The organism is Stutzerimonas kunmingensis, from assembly GCF_014764705.1.
Classification (GTDB): Bacteria; Pseudomonadota; Gammaproteobacteria; order Pseudomonadales; family Pseudomonadaceae; genus Stutzerimonas.
This window is the reverse complement of record NZ_JACXXG010000002.1, coordinates 213,320-235,391: the sequence shown is the minus strand read 5'-3', so window position 1 is coordinate 235,391 and position 22,072 is coordinate 213,320. Positions and strand designations below refer to the sequence as shown.

Below are 22,072 nucleotides of genomic sequence, written 5' to 3'. Positions count from 1 at the left end.
AGGGCCGCTGAACTTGACCAGGAGTACCACCATGAACAAGAAAGTCGCCGTGATCCTCTCCGGCTGTGGCGTCTACGACGGCTCGGAGATCTACGAAAGCGTCATCACCCTGCTGCGCCTGGACCAGCGTGGCGTCAAGGTGCAGTGCTTCGCACCGAACATCCCGCAGATGCACGTGATCAATCACCTGACCGGCGACGAGATGCCAGAGTCGCGCAACGTGCTGACCGAGTCCGCTCGCCTGGCCCGCGGCGAGATCAAGGATCTGCGCGAGGCGCGCGCCGAGGATTTCGACGCACTGATCATCCCTGGCGGTTTCGGCGCCGCGAAGAACCTCTCCAATTTCGCTACCGAAGGCGCCAGCAGCAAGGCACTGCCGGATGTAGTGGCGCTCGCGCAGGCCTTTGCCGAGGCACGCAAGCCGGTCGGGATGATGTGCATCGCGCCGACCATGGCCGCGCAGATCTTCGGCGCCGGCGTGGTCTGTACCCTTGGCAGTGACGAGGCCGAGGCCGCCAAGGCGGTCGCGCAGATGGGCGCCGAGCATCAGGCGTGCGAAGTCAGCGACATCGTCGTCGACAAGCAGCATCGACTGGTCACCACACCGGCGTACATGCTGGCGCAGTCCATCAGCGAAGCCGCTTCGGGCATCTACAAGCTGGTCGACCGGGTACTGGAAATGACCACCGAAGACTGATCCGAACGCCGCCGAATGATCCCGGGTCCGCCCGGGATTTTTTTGCGCGAAAGCCGCCAAAGCCGCGGCTGCTCGTGCCGCCACTCTGTTCAGCGCGAACATCCTCGGGCAGCTTGATCGCTCATCCACAGGAACGCCGACCATGAACCACGACGACGCCCTGCTCGCCGAGCAGGCCCAGGCGGTACGCCAGATGTTCGAACGCATCCCCTTCAACCAGGCGCTGGGCATCGAACTGGACGAGGTATCGACCTCCCAGGTCGTCATGCACCTGCCGATGAAGCCGGAGCTGGTCGGCAACTTCGTCCACGGCATCCTGCATGGCGGGGTCATCGCCTCGCTGCTGGACGTGGCCGGCGGGGCAATGGCAATGCTCGGCGCCTTCGACAAGCATCGCCATCTGACCACCCAGGAGCGCGCCACACGGCTTTCCCGGCTGGGCACCATCGACCTGCGCATCGACTACCTGCGCCCAGGCCGAGGCACCCGCTTCAGTGCCAGTGCGATGCTGCTGCGCTCGGGCAACAAGGTCGCGGTGGTGCGTTCTGAGCTGCACAACGAACTGGGCACCCTGATCGCCGTGGGCACCGGCACTTATCTTTGCGGTTGATCAGCCGATAGGAGATTGGCGGCCAGGGTGACCTCTCGTACACTCTGCCGAAGATGGCCATGCGCCACTATTCTCACGAGGCAGGACGCCCGACTGTTCGAGTGCCGCCGCGTGTCCAGACTTCTGTTTTCCGACCTTCCCGCCGACCAGATTGCCCTGCTCGGCCACAGTCACGACCCTCTGCTGGTCGTTCTCTCCTACCTGGTCGCCAGCGCGCCGGCGTTCACCGCACTGGCGCTGGCCAAGCGGGTCAGCCGCAGCGGCAGCCCGCGCGGCCGCGACTTGTGGCGTTGGGTCGGCGCGTTCGCTCTGGGTGGTGGCATCTGGTCGATGCACTTCATCGGCATGCTGGCCTTCAGCGCGCCACTGGATATCAGCTACGACCATCGCATCACCCTGCTTTCGCTGCTGATCGCCATGGCCGTGTCCTATGTGGTGATGCGTCTGCTCGGCCGCGATCGCCTCAGTGTGCCGCAGTACGCGCTGGCCGGCACGGCCGCCGGCATCGGCATCGCCGCCATGCACTACACCGGGATGGCGGCGATCCGCTCGTTGGCCACGCTCTACTACGCGCCGCTGGCCTTCGCCGCCTCGGTGCTGATCGCCATCGTCGCCTCGATCGCCGCACTGGTTCTGGGGTTTCACTTCCGCGCCAGCCAGAGCCGGCATCAGCACTGGCAGCGCCTGCTCTGCAGCCTGTTGATGGGCGCGGCGATCGTTTCGATGCACTACACCGGCATGCATGCGCTGACCCTGGCAGTCCCCGCCCACATGCTGGAGCACACCGCCCCGTTCGGCAGTCATGGCGGCCAGCATGCCGTCCTCGCCTCGGCAATCGGTCTGGTCGCCCTGCTGGTGATCGTCACCGGCATCGCCGCCAGCTGGGCCGAGCAGCGCTTCAGCGAGCAACGCCAGGCACTCGACCAGGCCGAGCACCAGCTAAACGCGATGACCCATTACGACCCGCTGACCAACCTGTTCAACGGTCGCGCCTTCACCGAGATGGTCACCCAGGTCCTGGCCGCGCGCGAGGAACGTCAGGCGCTGGCCGTGCTGGTGGTGGATCTGGACAACTTCAAGCGCATCAACGACAGCCTCGGCCACCGCAGCGGCGACCTGGCATTGCAACAGGCGGCGCATCGAATCCGCGCGGTACTCGGTCAGCACGACATGCTGGCGCGCTTCTCCGGCGACGAGTTCTGCGTCTTGACCCTCGGCCAGTGGGAGCAGGCCCAAGCGCTGGCCAACCACATCCTCGAACAGCTGCGCCCTTCACCCTCGGCGACACCCAGCTGCGCCTGACCGCCAGCATCGGCATCAGCCAGTACCCCGAAGACGGCCTGAACTTCGATGCGCTGTTCCGCCACGCAGGCCTCGCGGTCGGCAAGTGCAAGGCCAGCGGCCGCAACCGCAGCCTGCGCTTCAACCCCGCTCTGGAACTGCGCGCCCAGGAGGATCTGTCGCTGGAACAGGACCTGCGCCGGGCACTGAACGAAAACCTCCTCAGCGTGAACTATCAGCCCATCGTCGATGGCCGCAGCGGCGAGCCGGTGAGCCTCGAGGCGCTGGTGCGCTGGCAGCATCCGCAGCAGGGTTTCATCAGCCCCGAGCGCTTCGTCGGACTGGCCGAGCAACACGGTTTCGTCGCCGAGCTGGACGCCTGGGTCGCGCGCCGCGCCTGTGCCGACCTGGTCGCCTTGCTCGATGAGGGCTACGACCTGCGGGTAGCGGTCAATTGCTCAGCGCTCAACCTGTCCAATCTGCAGATGCCGGAGGTCGTCGCGCGCATTCTCGAACGTACCGGTCTCGACCCGGCGCGGCTGACCGTGGAAGTCACCGAGAATGCACTGATGAACAGCCTTGGCGCGGCGGTGCGCACCCTCGATGCCGTCCGTGAGCTCGGGGTGAAGGTGTCCATCGATGATTTCGGCAGCGGCTATTCCTCGCTGGCCTACCTGCGCAAGCTGCCGGTGGACACCCCCAAGGTCGACCGCGCCTTCGTTCAGGAAATCGCCGAGCAGGCCAATGACCGCGCCATCACCGCGGCGATCATCGCCATGGCGCATAAACTCGGTCTCAAGGTGGTGGCCGAAGGCGTCGAGGAGGAGGTACAGCTGGCCTACCTGCGCGAAAACGGCTGCGATTACATCCAGGGCTACTACTACAGCCGCCCGCTGCCATTGTCGGCACTGCGCGACTGGCTGGCCGCGCGGCGGCCGCTCACTGCGGGCGCGACAATCGCGTGAGCAGGCGATCCAGGGAATTGGCGAAGGTCTGGCGGTCGCGCTCGCTGTAGGCCCCCTGGCCGCCGCCCATCTGGCCCTGATCGCGTAGATCGGTGAACAGGTTGCGCACCGCCAGCCGCTCGCCCATGTTGCGCTCGTCGAACTCGCGACCGCGCGGGTCGAGCGCCGCGACGCCCTTCTTCACCAGTCGATCGGCCAGCGGAACGTCGCTGCAGATCACCAGATCACCGGGCTCGGCATGTTTGACCAGATAGTCATCGGCTGCATCCGGCCCGCTCGGCACCACGATCAGCCGCACGCAGGCGAACGCCGGCTTGACCTGGCTCTGGCCGGCAACCAGCAGCACCTCGAACCGCCGTTTGAGGGCGAACTTGATCACCTGGTCCTTGGCTGCGCGCGGGCAGGCATCGGCATCGATCCACACGCGCATGGCGGTTGCCTCGCTCATGCCACCGCGTGCCTTACCGTCGCCAGCAGCGCCGCCGCGCCGGCGAACATTGCGGCGAAACTGCGGTTGACCAGGCGCTGCTGACGCGGCGTGCGCAACAGCCGCAGCACTTTCGCCGCCAGCCCGGTGTAGCCGGCCATGACGATCAGGTCGACCACCACCATGGTCGCGGCCATCTCGCTGTATTGCAGCAGCAACGGCCGCTGCGGGTCGAGAAACTGCGGCAGTACGGCGAGGATGAAAACGATTGCCTTGGGGTTGCTGGCGTTGACCACAAACCCGCGCAGCATCAGGCTCAGCGGCCTGCCGATGGGTCGCGGGGCGGCGGAATCATCCAGCGCCTCGGGCTGCGCCTGCCACTGCTTCCAGGCCAGCCAGAGCAGATAGCCGACGCCGAACCACTTGATCAGGCTGAATGCCAGTTCCGACGTGGCCAGCACCGCACCGACGCCCGCCGCGACCACGGCGATCTGCAGCACCAACGCCAGCTGCAGGCCGATGGCATTCCAGTAGCCGCGCCAGAAGCCGTACTGCAGCCCGCAGGACATCGACGCGATGGCGCCGGCACCCGGGGACAGGCTGATCACCCAACAGGCAACGAAGAACGCGAGCCAGGATTCCAGGGACATGCTGATTACCTCCATTCAACGAGCGCCGGCCGCCAGGCCGGCGCTTCGGTTCAGTCCGGCGAGCCCTTGCCCAGCTTTACCGGCTCTTTGAGCTTGCGCTTCATCGCCTTGCGCATGCGAATGTTCAGTGCCTCGACGCCCAGCGAGAAAGCCATGGCGAAGTAGACGTAGCCCTTCGGCACATGCACATCGAAGGCTTCGGCGATGAGCAGCGTGCCGACGACGATGAGGAACGACAGCGCCAGAATCTTCAGCGTCGGGTGCTGGTCGATGAACTCGCTGATGGTACCGGCAGCCAGCATCATCACCAGCACCGCGATGACGATCGCCGCGACCATCACCGGGACGTTCTGCACCAGACCGACCGCCGTGATCACCGAGTCCAGCGAGAAGATGATGTCGATCACCGCGATCTGCAGGATGATCCCGATAAACCCGGCCTTTACCACGGCGCCGCCCGCAGCCTGCTCCTCTTCCTCGCCTTCGACGCTGTGCCAGATCTCCATGGTGCTCTTGAACAGGAGGAACAGGCCTCCGAAGAACAGGATCAGGTCGCGCCCGGAAACGCCCTCGCCCAGCACCGTGAACAAGTCATTGGTCAGGCGCATAACCCAGGCGATGGATAGCAGCAGCAGGATCCGCGTGCCCATGGCCAGCGCCAGGCCGAAGAAGCGCGCCTTCGGCTGCTGCTCCTTGGGCAGGCGGCTGACCAGAATCGAAATGAAGATGATGTTGTCGATGCCGAGGACGATTTCCAGGGCGGTCAGGGTCAGAAAGGCGACCCATATCTCAGGGTTGCTGAGCCATTCCATGAGGGTTCTTACTCGTTGGAGTTACGGTTATAGAGTTGCACTTCGCTGCCACGCCAACGGCGTACGGCCTTCTGGAAGAACAGGCTGTTGGGCACCTGCACGATGGCGCCGGTGCCGGCTTCGGCCACCTCTTCCAGGGTGGTGTAGACCAGATTGATGTCTATGACCCGACCCTTGACGATCGGCTTGTCGAACGCCTCGACAATTTCCACCACATCGCCCAGCCGGAACGGGCCGACAGTGAGGATGAGCACCGCACAGAGCAGGTTGGACAGCACGCTCCAGATCGCGAAGAAGGCGATGGCCGCCACCGCGACGAACCCGGAGATGGCTGTCCACAGCACGGTGGCAGAGACGCCGAAGCGCTCCAGTACCATGAGCAGCGCGCCGCCGATGATGAACCAGCGAATACCGCCGCGCACCGGGATCAGCAATTCCGGCGGCAACGGGTAACGCGACGACAGCCGAGTCAGTCCACGGGCGACCAAGCGTTGCAGGACATAGGCGACCAGCAGGATCAACAGCACCTGCAAGCCCAGCATCCACTGCAAGCGCCATTCTTCAACCAATGTCAGCCAGGGTTCGCTCATGCACTGGCCTCCAGTTGCGCCTGCAGGCTCTCGAGTATTTCCAGCGCCTCCAGCCAGGCTTCCTCCAGCTCGCCTTCGCGAACCTTCAGCTCGGCCTGCTTGGCCAGCAGCTCACGCAACTCGTCCTTGCGAGCAGACTCATAAAGCGCACTGTCGCCCAGCTGCGCCTCGAGCGTCGCCAGCTTCTCGTGCACCATCGCTAGATCCTTCTCCAGTTTGTCCGCCTGGCGCTTGTGCGGCGCCAACTGCTGGCGCAAAGCGGCCGCGGCCTGACGCTGGGCGCGCTTGTCGGTCCTGTCCGCCGCAGGCTCGCTGCTGGCCATGGGTTGCTGGCGCGCACGGTAATCCACCAGCCAGCGTGCGTAGTCCTCAAGGTCGCCGTCGAAGCTCTGCACCTGACCGTCGGCGACCAACAGGAACTCGTCGGTGGTGCTCTTGAGCAGATGACGGTCGTGGGATACGACCAGCACCGCACCTTCGAAATCCTGCAGGGCGAGCGTCAGGGCCAGGCGCATTTCCAGGTCGAGGTGGTTGGTCGGTTCGTCGAGCAGCAACAGGTTGGGCTTGCCCCAGGCGATCAGCGCTAGCGCCAGGCGCGCTTTCTCGCCGCCGGAAAAATTCAGCACCGGCTCGTCGCAGCGCGCGCCGCGGAAATCGAAGCCGCCGAGAAAATCACGCAGCGTCTGCTCGCGCTTGGCCGGAGCGATGCGCTGCAGGTGCAGCAAGGGGCTGGCCTTGGGATCAAGCGAATCCAGCTGATGCTGGGCGAAATAGCCGACCGCCAGGTTCTCACCGCGCTGCAGGCGGCCGGACAGCGGGGCCAGTTCAGCAGAGAGTGTCTTGATCAGCGTTGACTTGCCGGCACCATTCGGCCCCAGCAAACCAATGCGCGCGCCGGGCACCAGCTGCAGCTTGACCTTGTCCAACACCACCTTTTCGCCGTAGCCGAGGCGCCCTTCGGCGAGATCCAGCAACGGGCTGGACACCTTGTCCGCCTCGCGGAAGCGGAAGTCGAACGGCGAATCCACGTGCGCCGGCGCCAGTTCCTCGAGGCGCTCCAGCGCCTTGATCCGGCTCTGGGCCTGGCGTGCCTTGGTCGCCTGGGCCTTGAAGCGGCGGATATAGCTTTCCATGTGGGCGCGCTGCGCCTGCTGCTTCTCGAAGGCTTGCTGCTGCTGCGCCAGACGCTCGGCGCGGGTTCTCTCGAAGGCCGAGTAGCCGCCGCGGTAGAGCGTCAGTTTGCGCTGTTCCAGATGGATGACGTGATCGACCACCGAGTCGAGGAAATCGCGGTCGTGGGAAATCAGCAGCAGGGTGCCGGGATAGCCCTTGAGCCAGTCCTCGAGCCAGAGGATCGCATCGAGATCGAGGTGGTTGGTCGGTTCGTCCAACAGCAGCAGGTCGGACGGGCACATCAGTGCCTGAGCAAGGTTGAGACGCATGCGCCAGCCACCGGAGAAGCTGCTGACCGACAGCGTCATCTGCTCGTTGGCAAAGCCCAGCCCGGCGAGCAACTTGCGCGCACGGGCGTCGGCGCTGTAGCCGTCGACGTTGTCCAACTCAGTGTGCAGACGCGCCAGTGCGTTGCCATCGTGCGCCTGCTCGGCGGCGGCAAGTTCGCGCTGAATGCGCCGTAGCTCGACGTCGCCATCGAGCACATAGTCCACGGCCAGGCGATCGAGGGTATCGATCTCCTGGCGCATGTGCGCGATGCGCCAGTCCGGCGGCAACTGGCAATCGCCGCCGTCGGGCACCAGCTCGCCACGCAGCAGCGCGAAGAGGGTGGATTTGCCAGCGCCATTGGCGCCGATCAGGCCGGCCTTCTGGCCGGGGTGCAGGGTCAGCTCGGCGCCTTCCAGCAAACGCTGAGGGCCACGCTGTAGAGTGAGGTTCTGGAGTCGGATCATAATGCCGGCGAGTTTATCAGTTCGCCTGGAAAGCCAGCCGGGCCACCCGCAAAAAAAGGCGTACCACTTATGCCCAACCTGGATCTCTGGACGTTTGCCCTCAACTGCTATGCACGAGAGGGGGTCGAGACTGCCTGCCTGGAACTGCAAAGTCAGGGGGCGGACGTCTGTGTGCTGATCTGCGCGGCCTGGCTGGAAGCACGCGGGGTGGCCTGCAATCAGGAGCGGATGTGTGCGCTGGAAGAAGTCGCTGCACCCTGGCGACACATAGTGGTGGAGCCGCTGCGCGAACTGCGTCAGGCATGGCGCTCGCCGGCTGAACAGGACGAAGCGCTGCGAGAACTGCGCAAAACACTCAAGACACTGGAACTGCAAGCCGAGCGCAGCCTGCTGGAACGGCTACAGACGGCAAGCCGCGAATGGGACGAAAGCGCTGACGCCAACCAGTGGTTGAGCGCTCTTGCGCCGAAAGGTAGTTGCCGCGTTGCGCTGGAAACCCTGCGCAACGCGGCCTATCAGACTCAGCTGGAGCTGGCCGGTGTCTGAGTCGCGGTGCGCTTGGCTGCAGGTTTGCGAGTGGCAGGCTTTTTCGCCACGACCTTGGCGGCGGGCTTCGCAGTCGCAGGCTTGGCCGCTGAGTCAGCCGCGGCGGGCGCTGCACTGTCAGCTGATTGCGCGGCCGCAGCGGGTTTGGCCACAGTAGCCGAGCGGGCGCGAGTCGGTGCCTTGGCCGTTGCTGGACGTGAGGCTGCAGGCTTGGCCGCGGCACCGCCAGCTGATGTCTTCGCTGCTGTCTTGGTCGGTGCTTTCGTTGGAGCCTTGGCTGGCGTTTTAGCCGCCGGCGCTGTCGCTGCCTTGCTGGCCGGCTTGCGCGCTGCCGGACGGGAGGTTGCGGCGGGCTTGACGGCCGTCGCCTGCTGCTGGGCGCGCAAGGCCTTGTCAGCGTCATCTGCGACCTTGCGGATGCCCTGAGCCAGCTTCAGGCTCTGCTCGGCATCGCGCTTGAGGTCGGCCAGGTAGGTCAGGGTTTCGCTCTGCCGGCTCTGCAGCAATGCAAGGGACTCTTCCAGCTCGCCGAGCCGGGAGCGCGCTTTGGTCTGCGCCTTGGTCTTGCCCGTGCTGCCGGCCTCGTCGAGCTTGGCGCGCGCCTTGGTCAATTTGTCTTGCGCCTTGCCACGCTGCTTTTGCAGCTTGGCGAGCGCACTTTCCGCATCCTTGATCGCCTGGCTGCAGGCTTTGTCCAGATGCTCGATGAGGCTGTGGGAAAGTTGCTGCAACAGATGCAGCGGAGTGGTGACCGACTTCTTCTTCGCGGGCATGAAAGTGCCTCCTGGCGGGAACGATGCCCCCATACTAGACGGCCCGCCAGGTGGCCGCCAGGGGACGCGAAGCGCCACACCCGCCGAAGCGGATGGAAGATCTCAGGCCGGAGCAGCCGCCTGCTTGTGCGCGGTATGCAGCACCTCGATCAGGCAGTCTTCCAGCTCGAACCGCTCATGCAACAGCTGACCGAGTTTCTTGAGCTCATCGGCCAAGCCCGGGCTACCCAGGCAATCGCCCTTCTCGCAACGATCGTTGAAGCCCAGCGAGACCTGGGTGATGGTTTCGATACGCGGATAGATCTGCTTGGCCAGTTCGATGGCGCGAGCGTCACCGAAGGCTTCGGCCTCGGCGAGCAGTTGTTCATAGATTTCGAAGTGGCCGGCAGAGACGTAGTCGACCAGATATTCGCAAAACCGCTGCAGGGCCTGGCGAGCGGCGGCATCGTCTCGCTCGGTATGCAGCCCGTCGTACGCATTGATAAGCGCGTGGCGCTCGTTCAACCAACGGTCGATCAGCAGATGTACACCACCCCAGCGTTCCTGGGCATTCCGACAGCTCTCGAGCATGATGACCTCACTTCCCTAATCGATGTTGCTTTACGCCATTCCGAGACGTTTTTGTCTTTCGGTATCGGCCTTTGGGTGAGTGACGGTGACAAGTGGCAAGAATCCGTCACCGCACGAGCAGACTATGCCGCGCTGCTCGAAGCATCAAGCAAAATGCCGACGAATCTTGCGAGCGCAGCGGCACCGGGTGGATGCCGCACGTCGAGAAGAAGACCGCACAAGCGTGACGGGAGTTCGCCGGGGGAAGGTAAAGATCGGTTCAGTCGCGACGCAGCAGTTGCCACACACAGACGATGGCCATGCCGATGAAGCCCAGCAGGCTCCACTCGGGGATGCTCAGGCCGAGCATGGTCCAGCTCACCTCGGCGCACTCGGCGGTACCGTGCAGCACCAGCCGCGCGATCTCCTGAAACGGCAACGCCTCCATCATGTATTCGAGGCTCGGCAGGCAAGTCGGCAGCTGATCGGCCGGTACGCTCTGCAACCAGATCTGGCGAATCGCCGTGGCCGCGCCGACAGCCACGAAGAGCAGGGCGAAACCGGAGTAGATACGCCGCCCCGTCTTCGCCGGCCCGTGAATCGCCGCCGCCAGGCAGATCAGGCCGAAACCGATGACGCAGATACGCTGAACGATGCACAGTGGACAAGGCGCAAGCCCCATCACGTGCTCCATGTAGAGCGCGATGGCAATCAACAAGGCGCTGCCCAGAGAGGCGACAGCGAACAGGGAACGAGGGCTGGCCAGGCGCATGATGGCTCCACTAGCTGGAAAAGTTCGCTACGGTAGTGGAAACGTCGACAGGCTTACAAGCTGCGCGGCAGCGTCAGGCCCGCCACATGGCGGACCTGACTAACCGATCACAAGGTGGCCGGGAGATTGCGATCGAGCAGAACCACGCCCTGCTGGAATAGCCGATTGCTGCTTTCGGTATCACCCAGCTGAGCCAGCAGCCGCGCCAGCTCGGCACAGGTTTCCGGACGATGATCGAAGCGCAGACTCGCTTCCAGGTAATCACGCGCCTTGCCCCACAGCTCGTTGCGCAGGCTGATCCGCCCCAGCGCCAGCAGCAGCACCGGGTTCTGTGGATGATCCTTGAGCCAGCCTTCGGCGTGTGCGAGCTGGCGCGCCGGAACGCGACCCTGCACCCTTCCATAGCGTTCGACCAAGCGATCATCGAACTGGCGTTTGATCGCCGTGTAGAGCACCTCTTCGGCCTTCGCCTGAGCGCCGAGACGAGCGAGCCCATCCGCATACGCACGCACCGCCAACGGCTCGCTGCGCAGCGCGCTGGGCACAGTCTGCCAGCGCTGGTTCAGCGCTTCGAGGCTGGTCTCGGCAGGCAGCTCGGAGGGCTGACCGGCCTGCTCCACCGCGGCAGTCCAGGCCAGCACTTCCAACTCGTTCAGGCGTGCCGGTGGCAGTACGCGGTGCTTGCGCAGCTCCGGCAGCAACCGGCACAGCGCCGACCAGTCCTCCAGCTGCACGTAGAGTTGCTGGAGCAAGGTAAGAACGTAAGGGTGACGCGGATGGTCGTTTTGCAGTTCACCAAGCGATGCGCGCGCCTCGACATACTGGCCGCGGGCGATCTGCAGCTGCGCCTGCGTCAGGCCGATCGCCAGCGCCGCCTCGGGCTCGCGCTCGCGCGCCTTCTGCAGCAGCTCGTCGCTCTGCGCATATTCACCCAGCTCATTGGCTGCGCGCGCAGCACCCAGGTAATGCACCAGCGGCTGCTGATCCTTTTCTGCCGCCAACTGCAGATGCCCCAGCGCCGGCGCCCACTGCCCCTCGGCAAGCTCGCGCAACCCACGGCGAGAAGCCTTCTCCACCCGCCGAGCGCGGTGCCGGCGCGACCAGGGGTTGACCAGCGCCCCGGAGACCTGCAGCAGCCCGAGCAACCAGTGCACCACCATGGCCACCAGCCAGAGGCAGGCGACCAGGGCGAGGAATACCCAAAAGCTGGATTCGTAACGGAACTGGTCGTAGGTGATCAGCACGTAGCCGGCACTCTGGCTGATTGCCCAGCCGAGAAAGCCCGCGATCGCCAGCAGAAGGATGAATACAAGAGCCAGACGTTTCATGTGCGCTGAGCCTCCTGCGCCTCATTCTCGGCCTCGGGCTGAGCCGGCGAATCTGAGGATTCAGACGATTCCGGCGCTTGCGCCTCATCGCCGCGCTCACGCTTCTGCACATAGCCCTGCAGCGCCTGCAATGCTGGCGCGAGATCAGGCAGGGTCACCTCCACCTCGCGCCGCGACAGCTCGTCGAGACGTTTGCGCAGGCCACTCGCCTGGCCATTGTCTTCGCTGAAGTGATCCTTGAGCACAGAGCTGGCCTGTTCCAGCGACTGCCGGTAGACCTCGGCATTGCCATTGAGCACCGCCCACTGGGCCTGCTCGATGGCCAGCGAAAGGGCCAGTCGCACCTGCCCCAGGGTCTGTCCGGCGAGCAGCGGCTTGACGTCGCCGCTGGCATCGAACTCCACACGCACATAGCGCGTCAGCTCGTTCAGCCAGCGCTGCCAGCGGCTGTCCTGCGCGCTTTCCGACTGCGCCTCGCCATTGACGAACTCCGGCGCCAGCGCGCTGAGCTGAGCGGTTTGCCCGCGCAAGGCGCCGAGCTGCAGAAACAGCCCGGTGCGATCGAGCTCCGGCAGGCTGCGCAGGGCTTCGAGCCCTTCCAGCAGCTTCTGCCGCGTGCTGTAGGCGCCGGGATCGTCCTGTTTCTGCAGAATCAGGTCAGCTTCGTGCACCAGCATCTCGGCGCTGTTCACGTCCTGCATGGCCGAGAGCTGCAGCATCGCCATGCGCAGCAGGTGTTCGGCCTCGGCCAGGCGCCACTCTTCGCGACTGGCACCGAGCACCTGCTCGACACGCCCGGAAAGGCGCTGTTGATCGCTCTGCAATGTCGCCAGCAAGCGCCGCCGCTCCTCCAGCTCGCTAGCCGAAGGCAGCTGCTCCAGCCGGCCCAGACGTGCCGCCAGCTCACGCTCACGCTCGGCCAGCTGGCGAGTCTTCTCATCGGCACTCTGCAGGGCTTCGAGCTGACGATCCTCGTCGGCGCCAAGCTGCTGAAGCTGCCAGACGCCATAGCCGCCAAGCGCCACACCGCCCAGGCCGACCAGCAAGGCCAGAGCCGCAAGAGACTTCCCGCCACCGCTGGACGCCGGCCTGGATGGCGCAGGCTTGGCGGGTTTGACCGGATCGACGGCGGGGGTCGGCTCACTGGCGGGGGGTTGCAGCGGTTCTTTCTTGGAGTCTGCTTCGCTCACGTTTCCATCCTTTGCTTCAGGAGGCGGTCACCGCGGTTTCCCGCAACGCCGCCAGCAAGGCCGCGACGCTGGCGCCGCGGCAATCCACAATTCGTTTGGCGCCCAGCTGCCGAGCCATCTCCGCCACCCGCGGACTGGGTACGAACAAGGGTAGCTCAAGCATTTCGGGCCAGGTATCGGCCGCCAGCTCACGCAGCGACAGCAAACCCTGCCCACTGCTGACCACCAGGCCGTTGAGCCGTTCCGAGCGGAGCGTGGCGGCGAGTGTTCCCGCGGGGTAATCGGGCAGGTAGCGCCGGTACAGCTCGAGGATATCCACCTGCACCCCGCGCGCGCGCAATGTCTCGGCGAGCAGCTCGCGGCCGCCCTCCCCACGCAGGATCAGCACCTTCGGATCGGGTCGGGCCAACGCCTCGCCGAGCCGCGGCAGCGCCAGCAGCGCCTCGCTGTCGTCGCCGCGCTCCGGCCAGCTGGCGTCCAGTCCGTAGTCGGCGAGTATGGCGCCGGTGGCGGCGCCGACGCTGAACCAGGCCTGGGCGAACGGTGGCTGCGGCCAATAGCGGTCGAGTAGCTCGATGCCCAGCCGGGCCGCCGGCTTGCTGACCACAATGACCGCGCAGTAGCGATCCAGCTCGAGAACCGTCGCGCGCTGCTCGGCGGTTTCCGGCAAGGGTTCGATCGCAAGCAGCGGCAGGCTGGCACTGTGAATCCCGGCTTCAGCCAATACCGCCGCAACCGCGCCACACTCCTCGGCCGGCCGGGTCAGTAGCAGGCGCCAGCCGGTCACGCGTGACCAGCCTCGCCGTAGACTGCCTGGAGAATCTGCTCCGCGCCCTGATCCAGCAGCGCTTCGGCAACCTGCACACCCAGCGCCTCGGCATCGGCGGCGGGCGCACGGCCCTCGGCGCGCAGCAGCACGGTGCCGTCCGGCTGGCCGACCAATCCGCGCAACCACAGCTGCTCGCCTTCGAGCACCGCGTAACAGGCGATCGGCACCTGGCAGCCGCCGTTCAAGCGCTTGTTCAACGCGCGCTCGGCGACGACACGAGTCGCGGTCGGCGCGTGATTCAGGCATTCCAGCAGCGCATGCAGTTCGCTGTCGGTGGTACGGCATTCGATGCCGACCGCGCCCTGACCGCCGGCCGGCAGGCTCTCGTCGACGCTGATGCTGGAGCGGATGCGTTCACCGAAGCCAAGGCGGATCAGCCCGGCGGCAGCGAGAATGATGGCGTCGTACTCGCCAGCATCGAGCTTGGCCAGTCGGGTGTTAACGTTGCCGCGCAGGAACTGGATCTTCAGGTCCGGCCGACGCGCCAGCAGCTGGGCCTGACGGCGCAGCGACGAGGTGCCGACCACACTGCCGGGCGGCAGCGCATCGAGGTCGTCGAAATGATTGGAGACGAAGGCATCGCGTGGGTCTTCGCGCTCGCAGATGCAGTACAGGCCCAGCCCCTCGGGAAACTCCATCGGCACGTCCTTCATGGAGTGCACGGCGATGTCCGCCTCGTTCTCCATCAGCGCCGTTTCCAGCTCCTTGACGAACAGGCCCTTGCCGCCGATCTTCGCCAGCGGCGCGTCAAGCAGCTTGTCGCCGCGGCTGACCATCGGCACCAGGCTGACCTTCAGCCCTGGGTGCGACGCCTCCAGGCGCGCCTTGACGTACTCGGCCTGCCACAGGGCCAGGGCACTCTTGCGGGTAGCGATGCGAATTTCGCGAGACATGGGCAATTCCAGAACAGTGAATTGCCGGCGATGATAACAGGCCGGACAACCAGCCTGGGTTGGCCGGAATCAAGTAAAAGGTGGTGTCACGCCACCGCGCCGGCGCCCGCCAGCTGCACGAGCTGACGGCCTCCAACGCAGCGAGCCGTACTGGTTCAGAGGTTCTGCATCAGCTTGCGCACACCGGCGACATGGCGACGGCTCACCGTCAGCGCCTCACCCTCGAGCCCCTTGAGGAACAGCTGGAAATGCCCGAGCGGCGTGCGCTGCAGGCGCTCGATACGATCACGGAACACCAGCGCGTTGCGGTGAATACGCACGAAGCGCTCGCCGAACTCGTCTTCCAGAGACTTCAACGGCTCGTCCAGCAGCACCTCGCCACCGATATGGCGCAGGGTGACGTACTTGTGGTCGGCGATGAAGTAGATCACGTGGTCCAGCGGAATCAGCTCGATGCCCTTGCGGGTGCGCGCGCTGATGTGGGTGCGAGGCCCGGCACCGGAAACCGCTGCCGGCCGGGTCAACGCAGCGAGCTGCACTCGGTTCGGCCGTTCCGCCTTCTTCAAGGCCTCGGTGAGGTGTTCCGGGCGCACCGGCTTGACCAGATAGCCAACCGCGCTGACCTGGAAAGCCTCCAGCGCGAACTCATCATGGGCAGTACAAAAGATCACGGCAGGCGGCGCATCCGTCTCGCAAAGCCTAGCTGCAACCTGCAGGCCATCTAGCCCCGGCATGCGGATATCCAGCAGCACGACATCAGGGCGCAGTTCCTCGATCAGCGTCAGTGCTTCTTCGCCATTGCTGGCAGCGGGCTCGAGGACACGATAGCCGTCGAGGTCACCTACCAGTCGGCTGAGGCGCTCGCGGGCTAGAGGTTCGTCATCGACAATCAGGACATTCATATAGATCTGGCTTCCTGCGTTTGTCTCGCACATGGATAGCGTAGACATGTGTAATGGCGGCCTTCACGGCGCTCCACGCTGAGACTCGCTAGCGGACCGAAAAGTGCCGCTAATCGTGCGTCGATGTTCTGCAGACCCTGCCGTGTCCCGCGTGAAGCCTGCGCTTGAGCGGTTTCGTCGAAGGGGTTGCTGACCACCAACTGAAACACGCCATCGACATAATCGGCGGTTACGCTCACCACACCTCCCTCGATACGGGGCTGGATGCCATACACCAGCGCATTCTCCAGCAACGGTTGCAGCGTCAGCTGCGGAATCGGCAGATCGTCCGGTACGCCGGCGACCTGCCAGTCCATCTGTAGACGGTCGCCCAGGCGATATTGTTCGATCGACAGGTAGCGCCGCGACAACTCCAGCTCCTCGCTCCAGGCCACCAACGTGCCGGGTCGGGCCAGGCTGGCACGGAACAGGTCCGACAGATCCAGCACCGCCTGCTCGGCCTTGACCGGATCGCTGGCCACCAGTGCGGCGATGCTGTTGAGGCTGTTGAACAGGAAATGCGGACGGACGCGCGCCTGCAGCGACTCGATCCGCGCCCGCAGCTCGGCCTGCTCCTGGCGGCGCCACTGACTCTGCAGATAGAAATAGCGTAGCAACAGCCCGGACATGATCAGGCTGATCAGCGCGTGACGCAGGTAGAGATTGACCTCCCCGTCGCGCGAAAGCGGGCCGCCGAGCTGGTAGATATCGGCCACCGCGGTGCAGGCCAGGGTCAGCCCGACCACCAGGGCGCAGCAGGCCAGCCCGGCGAAGGCAGTGCGCATACGCGCCAGCACGGGCCGCAGCAGACACATGGTGCCGGCCGAGAGCAGCACGATCCACTGCACGAACAACGACGTCAGCGCCAGCCGCATCCAGTCAAAGCCAGGCTGCATCGGCTCGGCCAGCACCAGCACGAACACCAGCAACTCGGCGAGCAGGACCAGGCCAAGCAAGGCATCGGGCTGGCACAGCTCGGGGACGAAGAAGTCATCGGATACGGCAGTGGATTTCACGCGCTTCAGCCTGTGGTTTACCTGCCCGGCAGTTTCCTTGCACACCCGGTCAACGGCAAGCCGGGTGCCGGTCAGCCAAGTGGAATAATCCGGAATTGCCAGCCAGCTCACCCTTCGCCGCCGTGGCGGCGATGTCCCCGACAGCGGCACCATCCCTGTTATCATCGCCGCCTTTCCTCAGCCTTCGGATTTCAGCGAGCGCATACATGAGCACCGACAAGACCAACCAGTCCTGGGGCGGCCGTTTCAGCGAGCCCGTCGACGCCTTCGTCGCCCGATTCACCGCCTCCGTCGAGTTCGACAAGCGCCTCTACCGCCACGACATCATGGGTTCGATCGCCCATGCGACGATGCTGGAAAAAGCCGGCGTGCTGAACGCCGATGAGCGTGACCAGATCATCGCCAATCTGAAAGACATCCAAGGCGAAATCGAAGCCGGCACCTTCGACTGGCGCGTCGACCTGGAAGACGTGCACATGAACATCGAAGCACGCCTGACCGACCGCATCGGAGTGACCGGCAAGAAGCTGCACACCGGCCGCTCGCGCAACGACCAGGTCGCCACCGACATCCGCCTGTGGCTGCGCGATGAAATCGACCTGATCCTCGGCGAAATTACCCGTCTTCAAGAAGGCCTTCTGGGTCTGGCGGAAGCCGAAGCGGACACCATCATGCCCGGCTTCACCCACCTGCAGACCGCGCAGCCGGTGACCTTCGGCCACCATCTATTGGCCTGGTTCGAGATGCTCAGCCGCGACTACGAGCGCCTGGTCGACTGCCGCAAGCGCACCAACCGCATGCCGCTGGGTTCGGCCGCGCTGGCCGGCACCACCTATCCGATCCAGCGGGAGATCACCTGCGAACTGCTAGGTTTCGAAGCGATCTCCGGCAACTCGCTGGATGGCGTGTCCGATCGCGATTTCGCCATCGAATTCTGTGCCGCCGCCTCGGTGGCGATGATGCACCTGTCGCGCTTCTCCGAAGAGCTGGTGCTCTGGACCAGCGCGCAGTTCCAGTTCATCGACCTGCCCGACCGTTTCTGCACCGGCTCCTCGATCATGCCGCAGAAGAAGAACCCGGACGTACCTGAGCTGGTGCGCGGCAAGACCGGCCGCGTATTTGGTGCGCTGGCAGGCCTTCTGGTGCTGATGAAGGGCCAGCCGCTGGCCTATAACAAGGACAATCAGGAAGACAAGGAACCGCTGTTCGACGCCGCCGACACCCTGCGCGACAGTCTGCGCGCCTTTGCCGACATGGTTCCGGCGATCAAACCCAAGCGCGAAATCATGCGCGAAGCGGCGCTGCGCGGCTTCTCCACCGCGACGGATCTCGCCGATTACCTGGTGCGCAAGGGACTGCCCTTCCGCGACTGCCACGAGATCGTCGGCCACGCGGTGAAGTACGGCGTGCAGACCGGCAAGGACTTGGCCGAGATGAGCCTCGACGAGCTGCGCCAGTTCAGCGACCAGATCACTGACGACGTGTTCGCCGTGCTGACCCTGGAAGGCTCGGTCAACGCCCGCGACCATATCGGCGGCACCGCGCCGAACCAGGTACGCGCCGCGGTGGCTCGTGGCAAGAATCTGCTGGCGACTAGATGATCACGTCTGGCCGCCGTATTTCGGTGGTCGGCTGTTCAGGTGCCGGCAAGGCCATGCTGTCGCGCCGTCTGGCGCAGCAGCTCGGTTATCGCCATATCGAGCTGGATGCCCTGTTCCATCAACCGGGCTGGCAGCCGTTGCCCACCGAGCAGTTTCAGCAGGCGACCCGTGATGCGCTGCAGGGCGACGGCTGGGTAGCAGAAGGCAATTATTCGGCGGTGCGCCCGTTGGTGCGAGAGCGCTCGGACATAGTGATCTGGCTGGATCTGCCACGCCACAAGGTAATGCGCCAGGTCATCTGGCGCACCCTGCGACGCCTGGCCTGCCGTGAGGAGTTGTGGAATGGCAACCGCGAGCGCTGGAGCAATTTATTCAAATTGAACCCACGCCAATCCATCCTGGCCTGGTCGTGGACCCGCCACCCGGTTTACCGGCAGCGCTACGCCGAGGAAATGCGTAACGCACCGCCATCCTGCCAATACCTACGACTGGACTCACGGCAGGCCATCAACGCCTTTCTGGCAAACCTGTCGTCCCGTTAAACCTTATTGAGGGCCAGCCTGTAATGTTTCTGCACATTCGCCCCGCGGTTCGCGAAGACGCCGCGCTGATCCTGCGCTTTATCACCGACCTGGCCATCTACGAAAAGGCCGAGCACGAGGTCAAGACAGACGTCGCCGGCATCGAGAACAGCCTGTTCGCTGACGGCAGCACCGCCCATGGCCTGATCTGCGAGCTGGACGGCGTGCCGATCGGTTATGCGGTGTATTTCTTCAACTACTCGACCTGGCTGGGCAAGCACGGCCTGTATCTGGAAGACCTTTACGTCACCCCGCAGCAGCGTGGCGTCGGTGCCGGCAAGGCGTTGCTGCGTCATCAGGCCAAATTGGCGGTGGCACGCGGCTGCGGGCGCTTCGAGTGGTCGGTGCTGGACTGGAATCAGCCAGCCATCGACTTCTACGAATCCATCGGCGCCCGGCCGCAGAGCGAGTGGATCGGCTACCGCCTTGCCGGCAACGCACTGTCAGAGTTCGCGGCAGGTTGAGCAATCGTTCCAGCACGCCTGCGCCACCAGCCGCGATGCCGCCGCGAAAAGCGCGCCTACCCTTTGCCAATGCCTGGTTCTTTCCGGCTGCCGCGCTCTACGCGGCGCTGATCCTGCCGTATTCGGTCCTGGCACTACTTGGCCTGCTTCCCGCGTTGCCCGGGCTCGCCACATCCGCCGGTCACGCCCACGAAATGCTCTTCGGCTTCGCCCTGGCGGTGATCGCCGGCTACCTGCTCGGCCCGCAGCGACTGCGCTTTACCCTGACGCTGCTCGGCTGCTGGGCGCTGGCACGACTGAGCTTCCTGCTGTGGCCGGGCTCGTGGCTGGCACTGATCTGCGCCGCGATCTTTGCCACCGCCCTTGCCTGGAAAGTGCTGCCGCGCTTTCTCGGCGCCGCGAAGAAATGGCGTAACCAGAGCGTCGCACCCGTGGTCGCCGGGCTGAGTCTGCTCAGCGCCATCGCCAGCGGTGGCTTTGGAGCTGGCTTCGACCGCCTCATGCTGGAGGAGGCGCTACTATTGCTCGCCACCCTGATGTTCTTCATGGGCGGACGGATCATCGCGCCAGCCGTCGCCGGTTACGCGCAGAGCGGGGGATGGCGACTGGATGCGCGGGTGCAGCCGCAGATCGAAGGTGCCGTGCTGATCCTGCTCGGCCTCGCCCTGCTGTTGAATCTCCTGCCCTGGCCGCTCACCCGGCAACTCACCGGCGCCGTACTGGTTGCCGCTGCCGTACTCACGACCATCCGCCTGCTGCGCTGGCAACCCTGGCGCTGCGCGCGGCCGGAGTTGCTGAACCTGCTGCTCGGCTATGCCTGGCTCGCCATTGGCCTGCTATTGCTTGGCCTGGGTACGCTGCTACCGGCGCTGCCATTGAACGCAACGCTGCACGCCTTGACCGTCGGCGCGCTGGGCAGCCTGACTTTCGCGGTCATGGCCCGCACGCGGCTGATCTACCGTTTCCGCGATCCCGGGGCGCAGCCCTGGATACAGGGCGTGGCGTTGCTGATCACCCTGGCGGCGCTGGCTCGCGTGCTGCCCGCCCTGCTGAGTCAGCCTCACCCAGCCTGGCTGCTGCTCGCCGCCGGTTGCTGGTCGCTGGCCTTTCTGGCGCTGACCTTGCTGCTCTGGCGTTGTCGCGACGCGCACGCGGACAGCCCTCGCGGCAACGCTGACAACTGAGTCATCAACCGGAACTCTCACGCATTACGCTTGACCTACATGCAACCGCCGGCGATTCCTCCCATCTCCGCCGCCGCATTCGCCGAGGCCTGCATGACCGATCTGCGCACCCTGCTGCTGAATCAGGACACCCAGGGCGCCGAGCTCTTCGACTCGCCCAAGGAACGCCTGATCTTCTACCGCTCCGAAATCCATTTCGAATCTTCCCTGCTGGCCGAACGCACCAGCGCCTACCTGTCGTCGCAGTCGTTCCTGATGATTGCCTTCGCCTCGTCGATGGCCAACAGTAACCCTGAGTGGGGCGAGCTGTTCCGCCTGGTGGTGCCGGCGATTCTCTCGGTGCTCGGCCTCATCACATCGCTGCACGCGATGCCCGGCATCAAGTCCAATTTCGACGTCATCGAGCGCTGGCATCAGAAACAGTCCGAACTGCTGCAGCTCGAAGGCCGCGTCGGCATGCTTCCGAACAACGAATCGGCGCTGTTCGGCGAAGGCAGCAGCCCGGTCGGTGGGCCTCGCTACAAGCGCACCCTGCTGTTTTCGCTGCGCACGCCAATCATCTTTTCGCTGGTCTGGAGCGCATTTGGCCTGCTCTGCCTGGCCCTGAGCCTGATGGACTGACGCACCGCACACCGCCGCATTGCTCCACGCGGCAGCAGCTGCTTAGCTGGACGCATCCGTATGGAGGAACCCATGTCCGATTCAGACCGCCCCCGCTATCGCGTTGATGCTGATCGCCAGGCCGCCCAACGCCGGGTACGCTACGTCGAAACCAACCGGCCGGATGACGGCAGCTGCACGATCTGCCAGCTGGACGCAGAAAATCCGGCACCGCTCGACGAGACCCCCGCCATGGCGCAAGACAACCCCAGCAACGATGAAGATGAAGCGTTCGCCGAAGAGACCCTGATCCAGGCGATCGAGAACCAGCTTGAAGCCGGCGAGCCCGCGGCTACCCAGGCCACGCTGAACAAGCTCACCCTGGTCGGCTACGAGCGGGACGAATGCTTGCAGATGATGGCCCTGGTTCTGGCCCATGAGATCCGCACGATGCTCAGCGAGGACCGCCCTTTCGACGGTGCCGCCTACGAGGCCATGCTGCGCAAGCTGCCGGAACTGCCGGAAGCATCCGAATAGGATCTGGATCAAGGCAGGGCCACCGACAGCATCTACACTCAGCAAACAGGGCATGAGCCCACCATCCGAGGAGCGAGCATGTCGTACACCCCTGAGCTGGTTGCCGAACTGGACGTACTCCGACAGTTCAATCTGGAAAATCTGCAGGAAGGGCTGAAGGTGCATCACGAAGCCAGCCCCGCCACCATCGCCGCTTTTGGCCGCCTCCACGCCAAGGGCCTGATCACCCAGGCCGACGGCGGTTACCTCACCAGCCTTGGCCGCGACGCGGCCGAACAGGCGCAAACGCTGCATACCATCCTCTCGGAAACCGTCACGGCCTGACATCG

Annotated in this window: 24 protein-coding genes and 1 pseudogene; 11 read left to right on the top strand and 14 right to left on the bottom strand. The window is 64.9% G+C overall.

Going from position 1 to position 22,072, the window contains the following annotated elements; genetic code table 11:
- The first annotated feature begins 31 nt into the window (after window positions 1-31).
- The 3 genes and pseudogenes from elbB (at window position 32) to IEG05_RS23550 (ending at window position 3,553) form a co-directional block, all read left to right on the top strand.
- Complete coding sequence (gene elbB / locus IEG05_RS02925; RefSeq protein ID WP_046618321.1) at window positions 32-697, top strand: isoprenoid biosynthesis glyoxalase ElbB; 666 nt, start codon at window positions 32-34, stop codon at window positions 695-697.
- Window positions 698-839: 142 nt separating this feature from the next.
- Entirely contained in the window at window positions 840-1,307 is a 468-nt protein-coding gene (locus IEG05_RS02920; RefSeq protein WP_046618322.1) for a thioesterase family protein, read from the top strand.
- Between the two features lie 111 nt (window positions 1,308-1,418).
- Window positions 1,419-3,553 (top strand): annotated as a pseudogene (locus IEG05_RS23550) (putative bifunctional diguanylate cyclase/phosphodiesterase).
- Here the strand turns inward: IEG05_RS23550 and IEG05_RS02910 are convergent.
- From IEG05_RS02910 to IEG05_RS02890, 5 genes are read right to left on the bottom strand one after another with little or no spacing between them, the layout of a single operon-like run.
- A complete protein-coding gene (locus IEG05_RS02910) occupies window positions 3,528-3,983 on the bottom strand; it encodes a YaiI/YqxD family protein (protein WP_046618599.1) in 456 nt (151 codons plus the stop codon). The pseudogene IEG05_RS23550 and the gene IEG05_RS02910 sit on opposite strands and share 26 nt — an antisense overlap.
- A gap of 14 nt (window positions 3,984-3,997) precedes the next feature.
- The gene (locus IEG05_RS02905) at window positions 3,998-4,630 is read right to left on the bottom strand and encodes a LysE family transporter (RefSeq protein WP_046618324.1); all 633 of its coding nucleotides are present in this window, start codon (window positions 4,628-4,630) and stop codon (window positions 3,998-4,000) included.
- 50 nt (window positions 4,631-4,680) lie between these two features.
- The gene (locus tag IEG05_RS02900) at window positions 4,681-5,442 is read right to left on the bottom strand and encodes a TerC family protein (protein ID WP_042926329.1); all 762 of its coding nucleotides are present in this window, start codon (window positions 5,440-5,442) and stop codon (window positions 4,681-4,683) included.
- Between the two features lie 8 nt (window positions 5,443-5,450).
- The gene (locus IEG05_RS02895) at window positions 5,451-6,032 is read right to left on the bottom strand and encodes a mechanosensitive ion channel domain-containing protein (protein WP_191121616.1); all 582 of its coding nucleotides are present in this window, start codon (window positions 6,030-6,032) and stop codon (window positions 5,451-5,453) included.
- Window positions 6,029-7,939 (bottom strand): ATP-binding cassette domain-containing protein, encoded by a 1,911-nt coding sequence (locus tag IEG05_RS02890; RefSeq protein ID WP_191121615.1) that lies wholly within the window; start codon window positions 7,937-7,939, stop codon window positions 6,029-6,031. Before IEG05_RS02890 ends, IEG05_RS02895 begins: the two co-directional genes overlap by 4 nt.
- 69 nt (window positions 7,940-8,008) lie before the next feature.
- On the opposite strand from IEG05_RS02890, the gene IEG05_RS02885 reads away from it, so the two are divergent.
- Complete coding sequence (locus tag IEG05_RS02885; RefSeq protein ID WP_041015167.1) at window positions 8,009-8,485, top strand: TIGR02444 family protein; 477 nt, start codon at window positions 8,009-8,011, stop codon at window positions 8,483-8,485.
- Here the strand turns inward: IEG05_RS02885 and IEG05_RS02880 are convergent.
- From IEG05_RS02880 to IEG05_RS02840, 9 genes are all read right to left on the bottom strand, one after another.
- Window positions 8,461-9,258 (bottom strand): AlgP family protein, encoded by a 798-nt coding sequence (locus IEG05_RS02880; RefSeq protein ID WP_046618330.1) that lies wholly within the window; start codon window positions 9,256-9,258, stop codon window positions 8,461-8,463. The genes IEG05_RS02885 and IEG05_RS02880 overlap by 25 nt on opposite strands.
- Window positions 9,259-9,360: 102 nt before the next feature.
- A complete protein-coding gene (locus IEG05_RS02875; RefSeq protein WP_014821744.1) occupies window positions 9,361-9,828 on the bottom strand; it encodes an Rsd/AlgQ family anti-sigma factor in 468 nt (155 codons plus the stop codon).
- Between the two features lie 259 nt (window positions 9,829-10,087).
- Complete coding sequence (locus IEG05_RS02870; protein WP_046618331.1) at window positions 10,088-10,579, bottom strand: disulfide bond formation protein B; 492 nt, start codon at window positions 10,577-10,579, stop codon at window positions 10,088-10,090.
- Between the two features lie 107 nt (window positions 10,580-10,686).
- Window positions 10,687-11,907, bottom strand: coding sequence for a heme biosynthesis HemY N-terminal domain-containing protein (locus IEG05_RS02865; RefSeq protein ID WP_023446099.1), 1,221 nt, complete (start codon window positions 11,905-11,907; stop codon window positions 10,687-10,689).
- Window positions 11,904-13,097 (bottom strand): uroporphyrinogen-III C-methyltransferase, encoded by a 1,194-nt coding sequence (locus IEG05_RS02860; protein ID WP_191121614.1) that lies wholly within the window; start codon window positions 13,095-13,097, stop codon window positions 11,904-11,906. The genes IEG05_RS02865 and IEG05_RS02860 overlap by 4 nt, the downstream gene beginning before the upstream one ends.
- Window positions 13,098-13,113: 16 nt before the next feature.
- The gene (locus IEG05_RS02855) at window positions 13,114-13,884 is read right to left on the bottom strand and encodes a uroporphyrinogen-III synthase (protein WP_191121613.1); all 771 of its coding nucleotides are present in this window, start codon (window positions 13,882-13,884) and stop codon (window positions 13,114-13,116) included.
- Window positions 13,881-14,819 (bottom strand): hydroxymethylbilane synthase, encoded by a 939-nt coding sequence (hemC, locus tag IEG05_RS02850; RefSeq protein WP_014821749.1) that lies wholly within the window; start codon window positions 14,817-14,819, stop codon window positions 13,881-13,883. The genes IEG05_RS02855 and hemC overlap by 4 nt, the downstream gene beginning before the upstream one ends.
- 155 nt (window positions 14,820-14,974) lie before the next feature.
- Window positions 14,975-15,721: a LytR/AlgR family response regulator transcription factor gene (locus tag IEG05_RS02845; protein ID WP_014821750.1), complete on the bottom strand. Its 747-nt coding sequence runs from the start codon at window positions 15,719-15,721 to the stop codon at window positions 14,975-14,977.
- Complete coding sequence (locus tag IEG05_RS02840) at window positions 15,718-16,776, bottom strand: histidine kinase (RefSeq protein ID WP_191121659.1); 1,059 nt, start codon at window positions 16,774-16,776, stop codon at window positions 15,718-15,720. Before IEG05_RS02840 ends, IEG05_RS02845 begins: the two co-directional genes overlap by 4 nt.
- 206 nt (window positions 16,777-16,982) lie before the next feature.
- On the opposite strand from IEG05_RS02840, the gene argH reads away from it, so the two are divergent.
- The 7 genes from argH (at window position 16,983) to IEG05_RS02805 (ending at window position 22,067) form a co-directional block, all read left to right on the top strand.
- Entirely contained in the window at window positions 16,983-18,377 is a 1,395-nt protein-coding gene (gene argH / locus IEG05_RS02835; protein ID WP_046618336.1) for an argininosuccinate lyase, read from the top strand.
- The gene (locus tag IEG05_RS02830; RefSeq protein WP_191121612.1) at window positions 18,374-18,919 is read left to right on the top strand and encodes a P-loop NTPase family protein; all 546 of its coding nucleotides are present in this window, start codon (window positions 18,374-18,376) and stop codon (window positions 18,917-18,919) included. Before argH ends, IEG05_RS02830 begins: the two co-directional genes overlap by 4 nt.
- A 23-nt stretch (window positions 18,920-18,942) precedes the next feature.
- A complete protein-coding gene (locus IEG05_RS02825; RefSeq protein ID WP_046618338.1) occupies window positions 18,943-19,422 on the top strand; it encodes a GNAT family N-acetyltransferase in 480 nt (159 codons plus the stop codon).
- A gap of 35 nt (window positions 19,423-19,457) precedes the next feature.
- On the top strand, window positions 19,458-20,606 hold the full coding sequence (locus tag IEG05_RS02820) for an NnrS family protein (RefSeq protein WP_046618339.1): 1,149 nt from the start codon (window positions 19,458-19,460) through the stop codon (window positions 20,604-20,606).
- 93 nt (window positions 20,607-20,699) lie between these two features.
- Window positions 20,700-21,227: a hypothetical protein gene (locus IEG05_RS02815; protein WP_031297359.1), complete on the top strand. Its 528-nt coding sequence runs from the start codon at window positions 20,700-20,702 to the stop codon at window positions 21,225-21,227.
- Between the two features lie 72 nt (window positions 21,228-21,299).
- Window positions 21,300-21,743, top strand: a complete 444-nt coding sequence (locus IEG05_RS02810; RefSeq protein WP_080950561.1) for a hypothetical protein — start codon at window positions 21,300-21,302, stop codon at window positions 21,741-21,743.
- Between the two features lie 78 nt (window positions 21,744-21,821).
- Window positions 21,822-22,067 carry a TIGR02647 family protein gene (locus tag IEG05_RS02805; RefSeq protein ID WP_014821758.1) on the top strand — a complete coding sequence of 82 codons (246 nt, stop codon included), beginning with the start codon at window positions 21,822-21,824 and terminating at the stop codon, window positions 22,065-22,067.
- The last annotated feature ends 5 nt before the right edge of the window (window positions 22,068-22,072 follow it).

Excerpts from the sequence above, each read along its gene's own strand:
- IEG05_RS02905 (WP_046618324.1), bottom strand. The coding sequence starts at position 4,630 with ATGTCCCTGGAATCCTGGCTCGCGTTCTTCGTTGCCTGTTGGGTGATC.
- IEG05_RS02900 (WP_042926329.1), bottom strand. The coding sequence starts at position 5,442 with ATGGAATGGCTCAGCAACCCTGAGATATGGGTCGCCTTTCTGACCCTG.
- IEG05_RS02920 (WP_046618322.1), top strand. The coding sequence starts at position 840 with ATGAACCACGACGACGCCCTGCTCGCCGAGCAGGCCCAGGCGGTACGC.
- IEG05_RS02885 (WP_041015167.1), top strand. The coding sequence starts at position 8,009 with ATGCCCAACCTGGATCTCTGGACGTTTGCCCTCAACTGCTATGCACGA.
- IEG05_RS02890 (WP_191121615.1), bottom strand. The coding sequence starts at position 7,939 with ATGATCCGACTCCAGAACCTCACTCTACAGCGTGGCCCTCAGCGTTTG.
- IEG05_RS02875 (WP_014821744.1), bottom strand. The coding sequence starts at position 9,828 with ATGCTCGAGAGCTGTCGGAATGCCCAGGAACGCTGGGGTGGTGTACAT.
- hemC (WP_014821749.1), bottom strand. The coding sequence starts at position 14,819 with ATGTCTCGCGAAATTCGCATCGCTACCCGCAAGAGTGCCCTGGCCCTG.
- argH (WP_046618336.1), top strand. The coding sequence starts at position 16,983 with ATGAGCACCGACAAGACCAACCAGTCCTGGGGCGGCCGTTTCAGCGAG.
- IEG05_RS02895 (WP_191121616.1), bottom strand. The coding sequence starts at position 6,032 with ATGAGCGAACCCTGGCTGACATTGGTTGAAGAATGGCGCTTGCAGTGG.
- IEG05_RS02815 (WP_031297359.1), top strand. The coding sequence starts at position 20,700 with ATGACCGATCTGCGCACCCTGCTGCTGAATCAGGACACCCAGGGCGCC.
- IEG05_RS02805 (WP_014821758.1), top strand. The coding sequence starts at position 21,822 with ATGTCGTACACCCCTGAGCTGGTTGCCGAACTGGACGTACTCCGACAG.
- IEG05_RS02910 (WP_046618599.1), bottom strand. The coding sequence starts at position 3,983 with ATGCGCGTGTGGATCGATGCCGATGCCTGCCCGCGCGCAGCCAAGGAC.
- IEG05_RS02830 (WP_191121612.1), top strand. The coding sequence starts at position 18,374 with ATGATCACGTCTGGCCGCCGTATTTCGGTGGTCGGCTGTTCAGGTGCC.
- elbB (WP_046618321.1), top strand. The coding sequence starts at position 32 with ATGAACAAGAAAGTCGCCGTGATCCTCTCCGGCTGTGGCGTCTACGAC.
- IEG05_RS02845 (WP_014821750.1), bottom strand. The coding sequence starts at position 15,721 with ATGAATGTCCTGATTGTCGATGACGAACCTCTAGCCCGCGAGCGCCTC.
- IEG05_RS02825 (WP_046618338.1), top strand. The coding sequence starts at position 18,943 with ATGTTTCTGCACATTCGCCCCGCGGTTCGCGAAGACGCCGCGCTGATC.
- IEG05_RS02880 (WP_046618330.1), bottom strand. The coding sequence starts at position 9,258 with ATGCCCGCGAAGAAGAAGTCGGTCACCACTCCGCTGCATCTGTTGCAG.
- IEG05_RS02820 (WP_046618339.1), top strand. The coding sequence starts at position 19,458 with ATGCCGCCGCGAAAAGCGCGCCTACCCTTTGCCAATGCCTGGTTCTTT.
- IEG05_RS02810 (WP_080950561.1), top strand. The coding sequence starts at position 21,300 with ATGTCCGATTCAGACCGCCCCCGCTATCGCGTTGATGCTGATCGCCAG.
- IEG05_RS02865 (WP_023446099.1), bottom strand. The coding sequence starts at position 11,907 with ATGAAACGTCTGGCTCTTGTATTCATCCTTCTGCTGGCGATCGCGGGC.
- IEG05_RS02870 (WP_046618331.1), bottom strand. The coding sequence starts at position 10,579 with ATGCGCCTGGCCAGCCCTCGTTCCCTGTTCGCTGTCGCCTCTCTGGGC.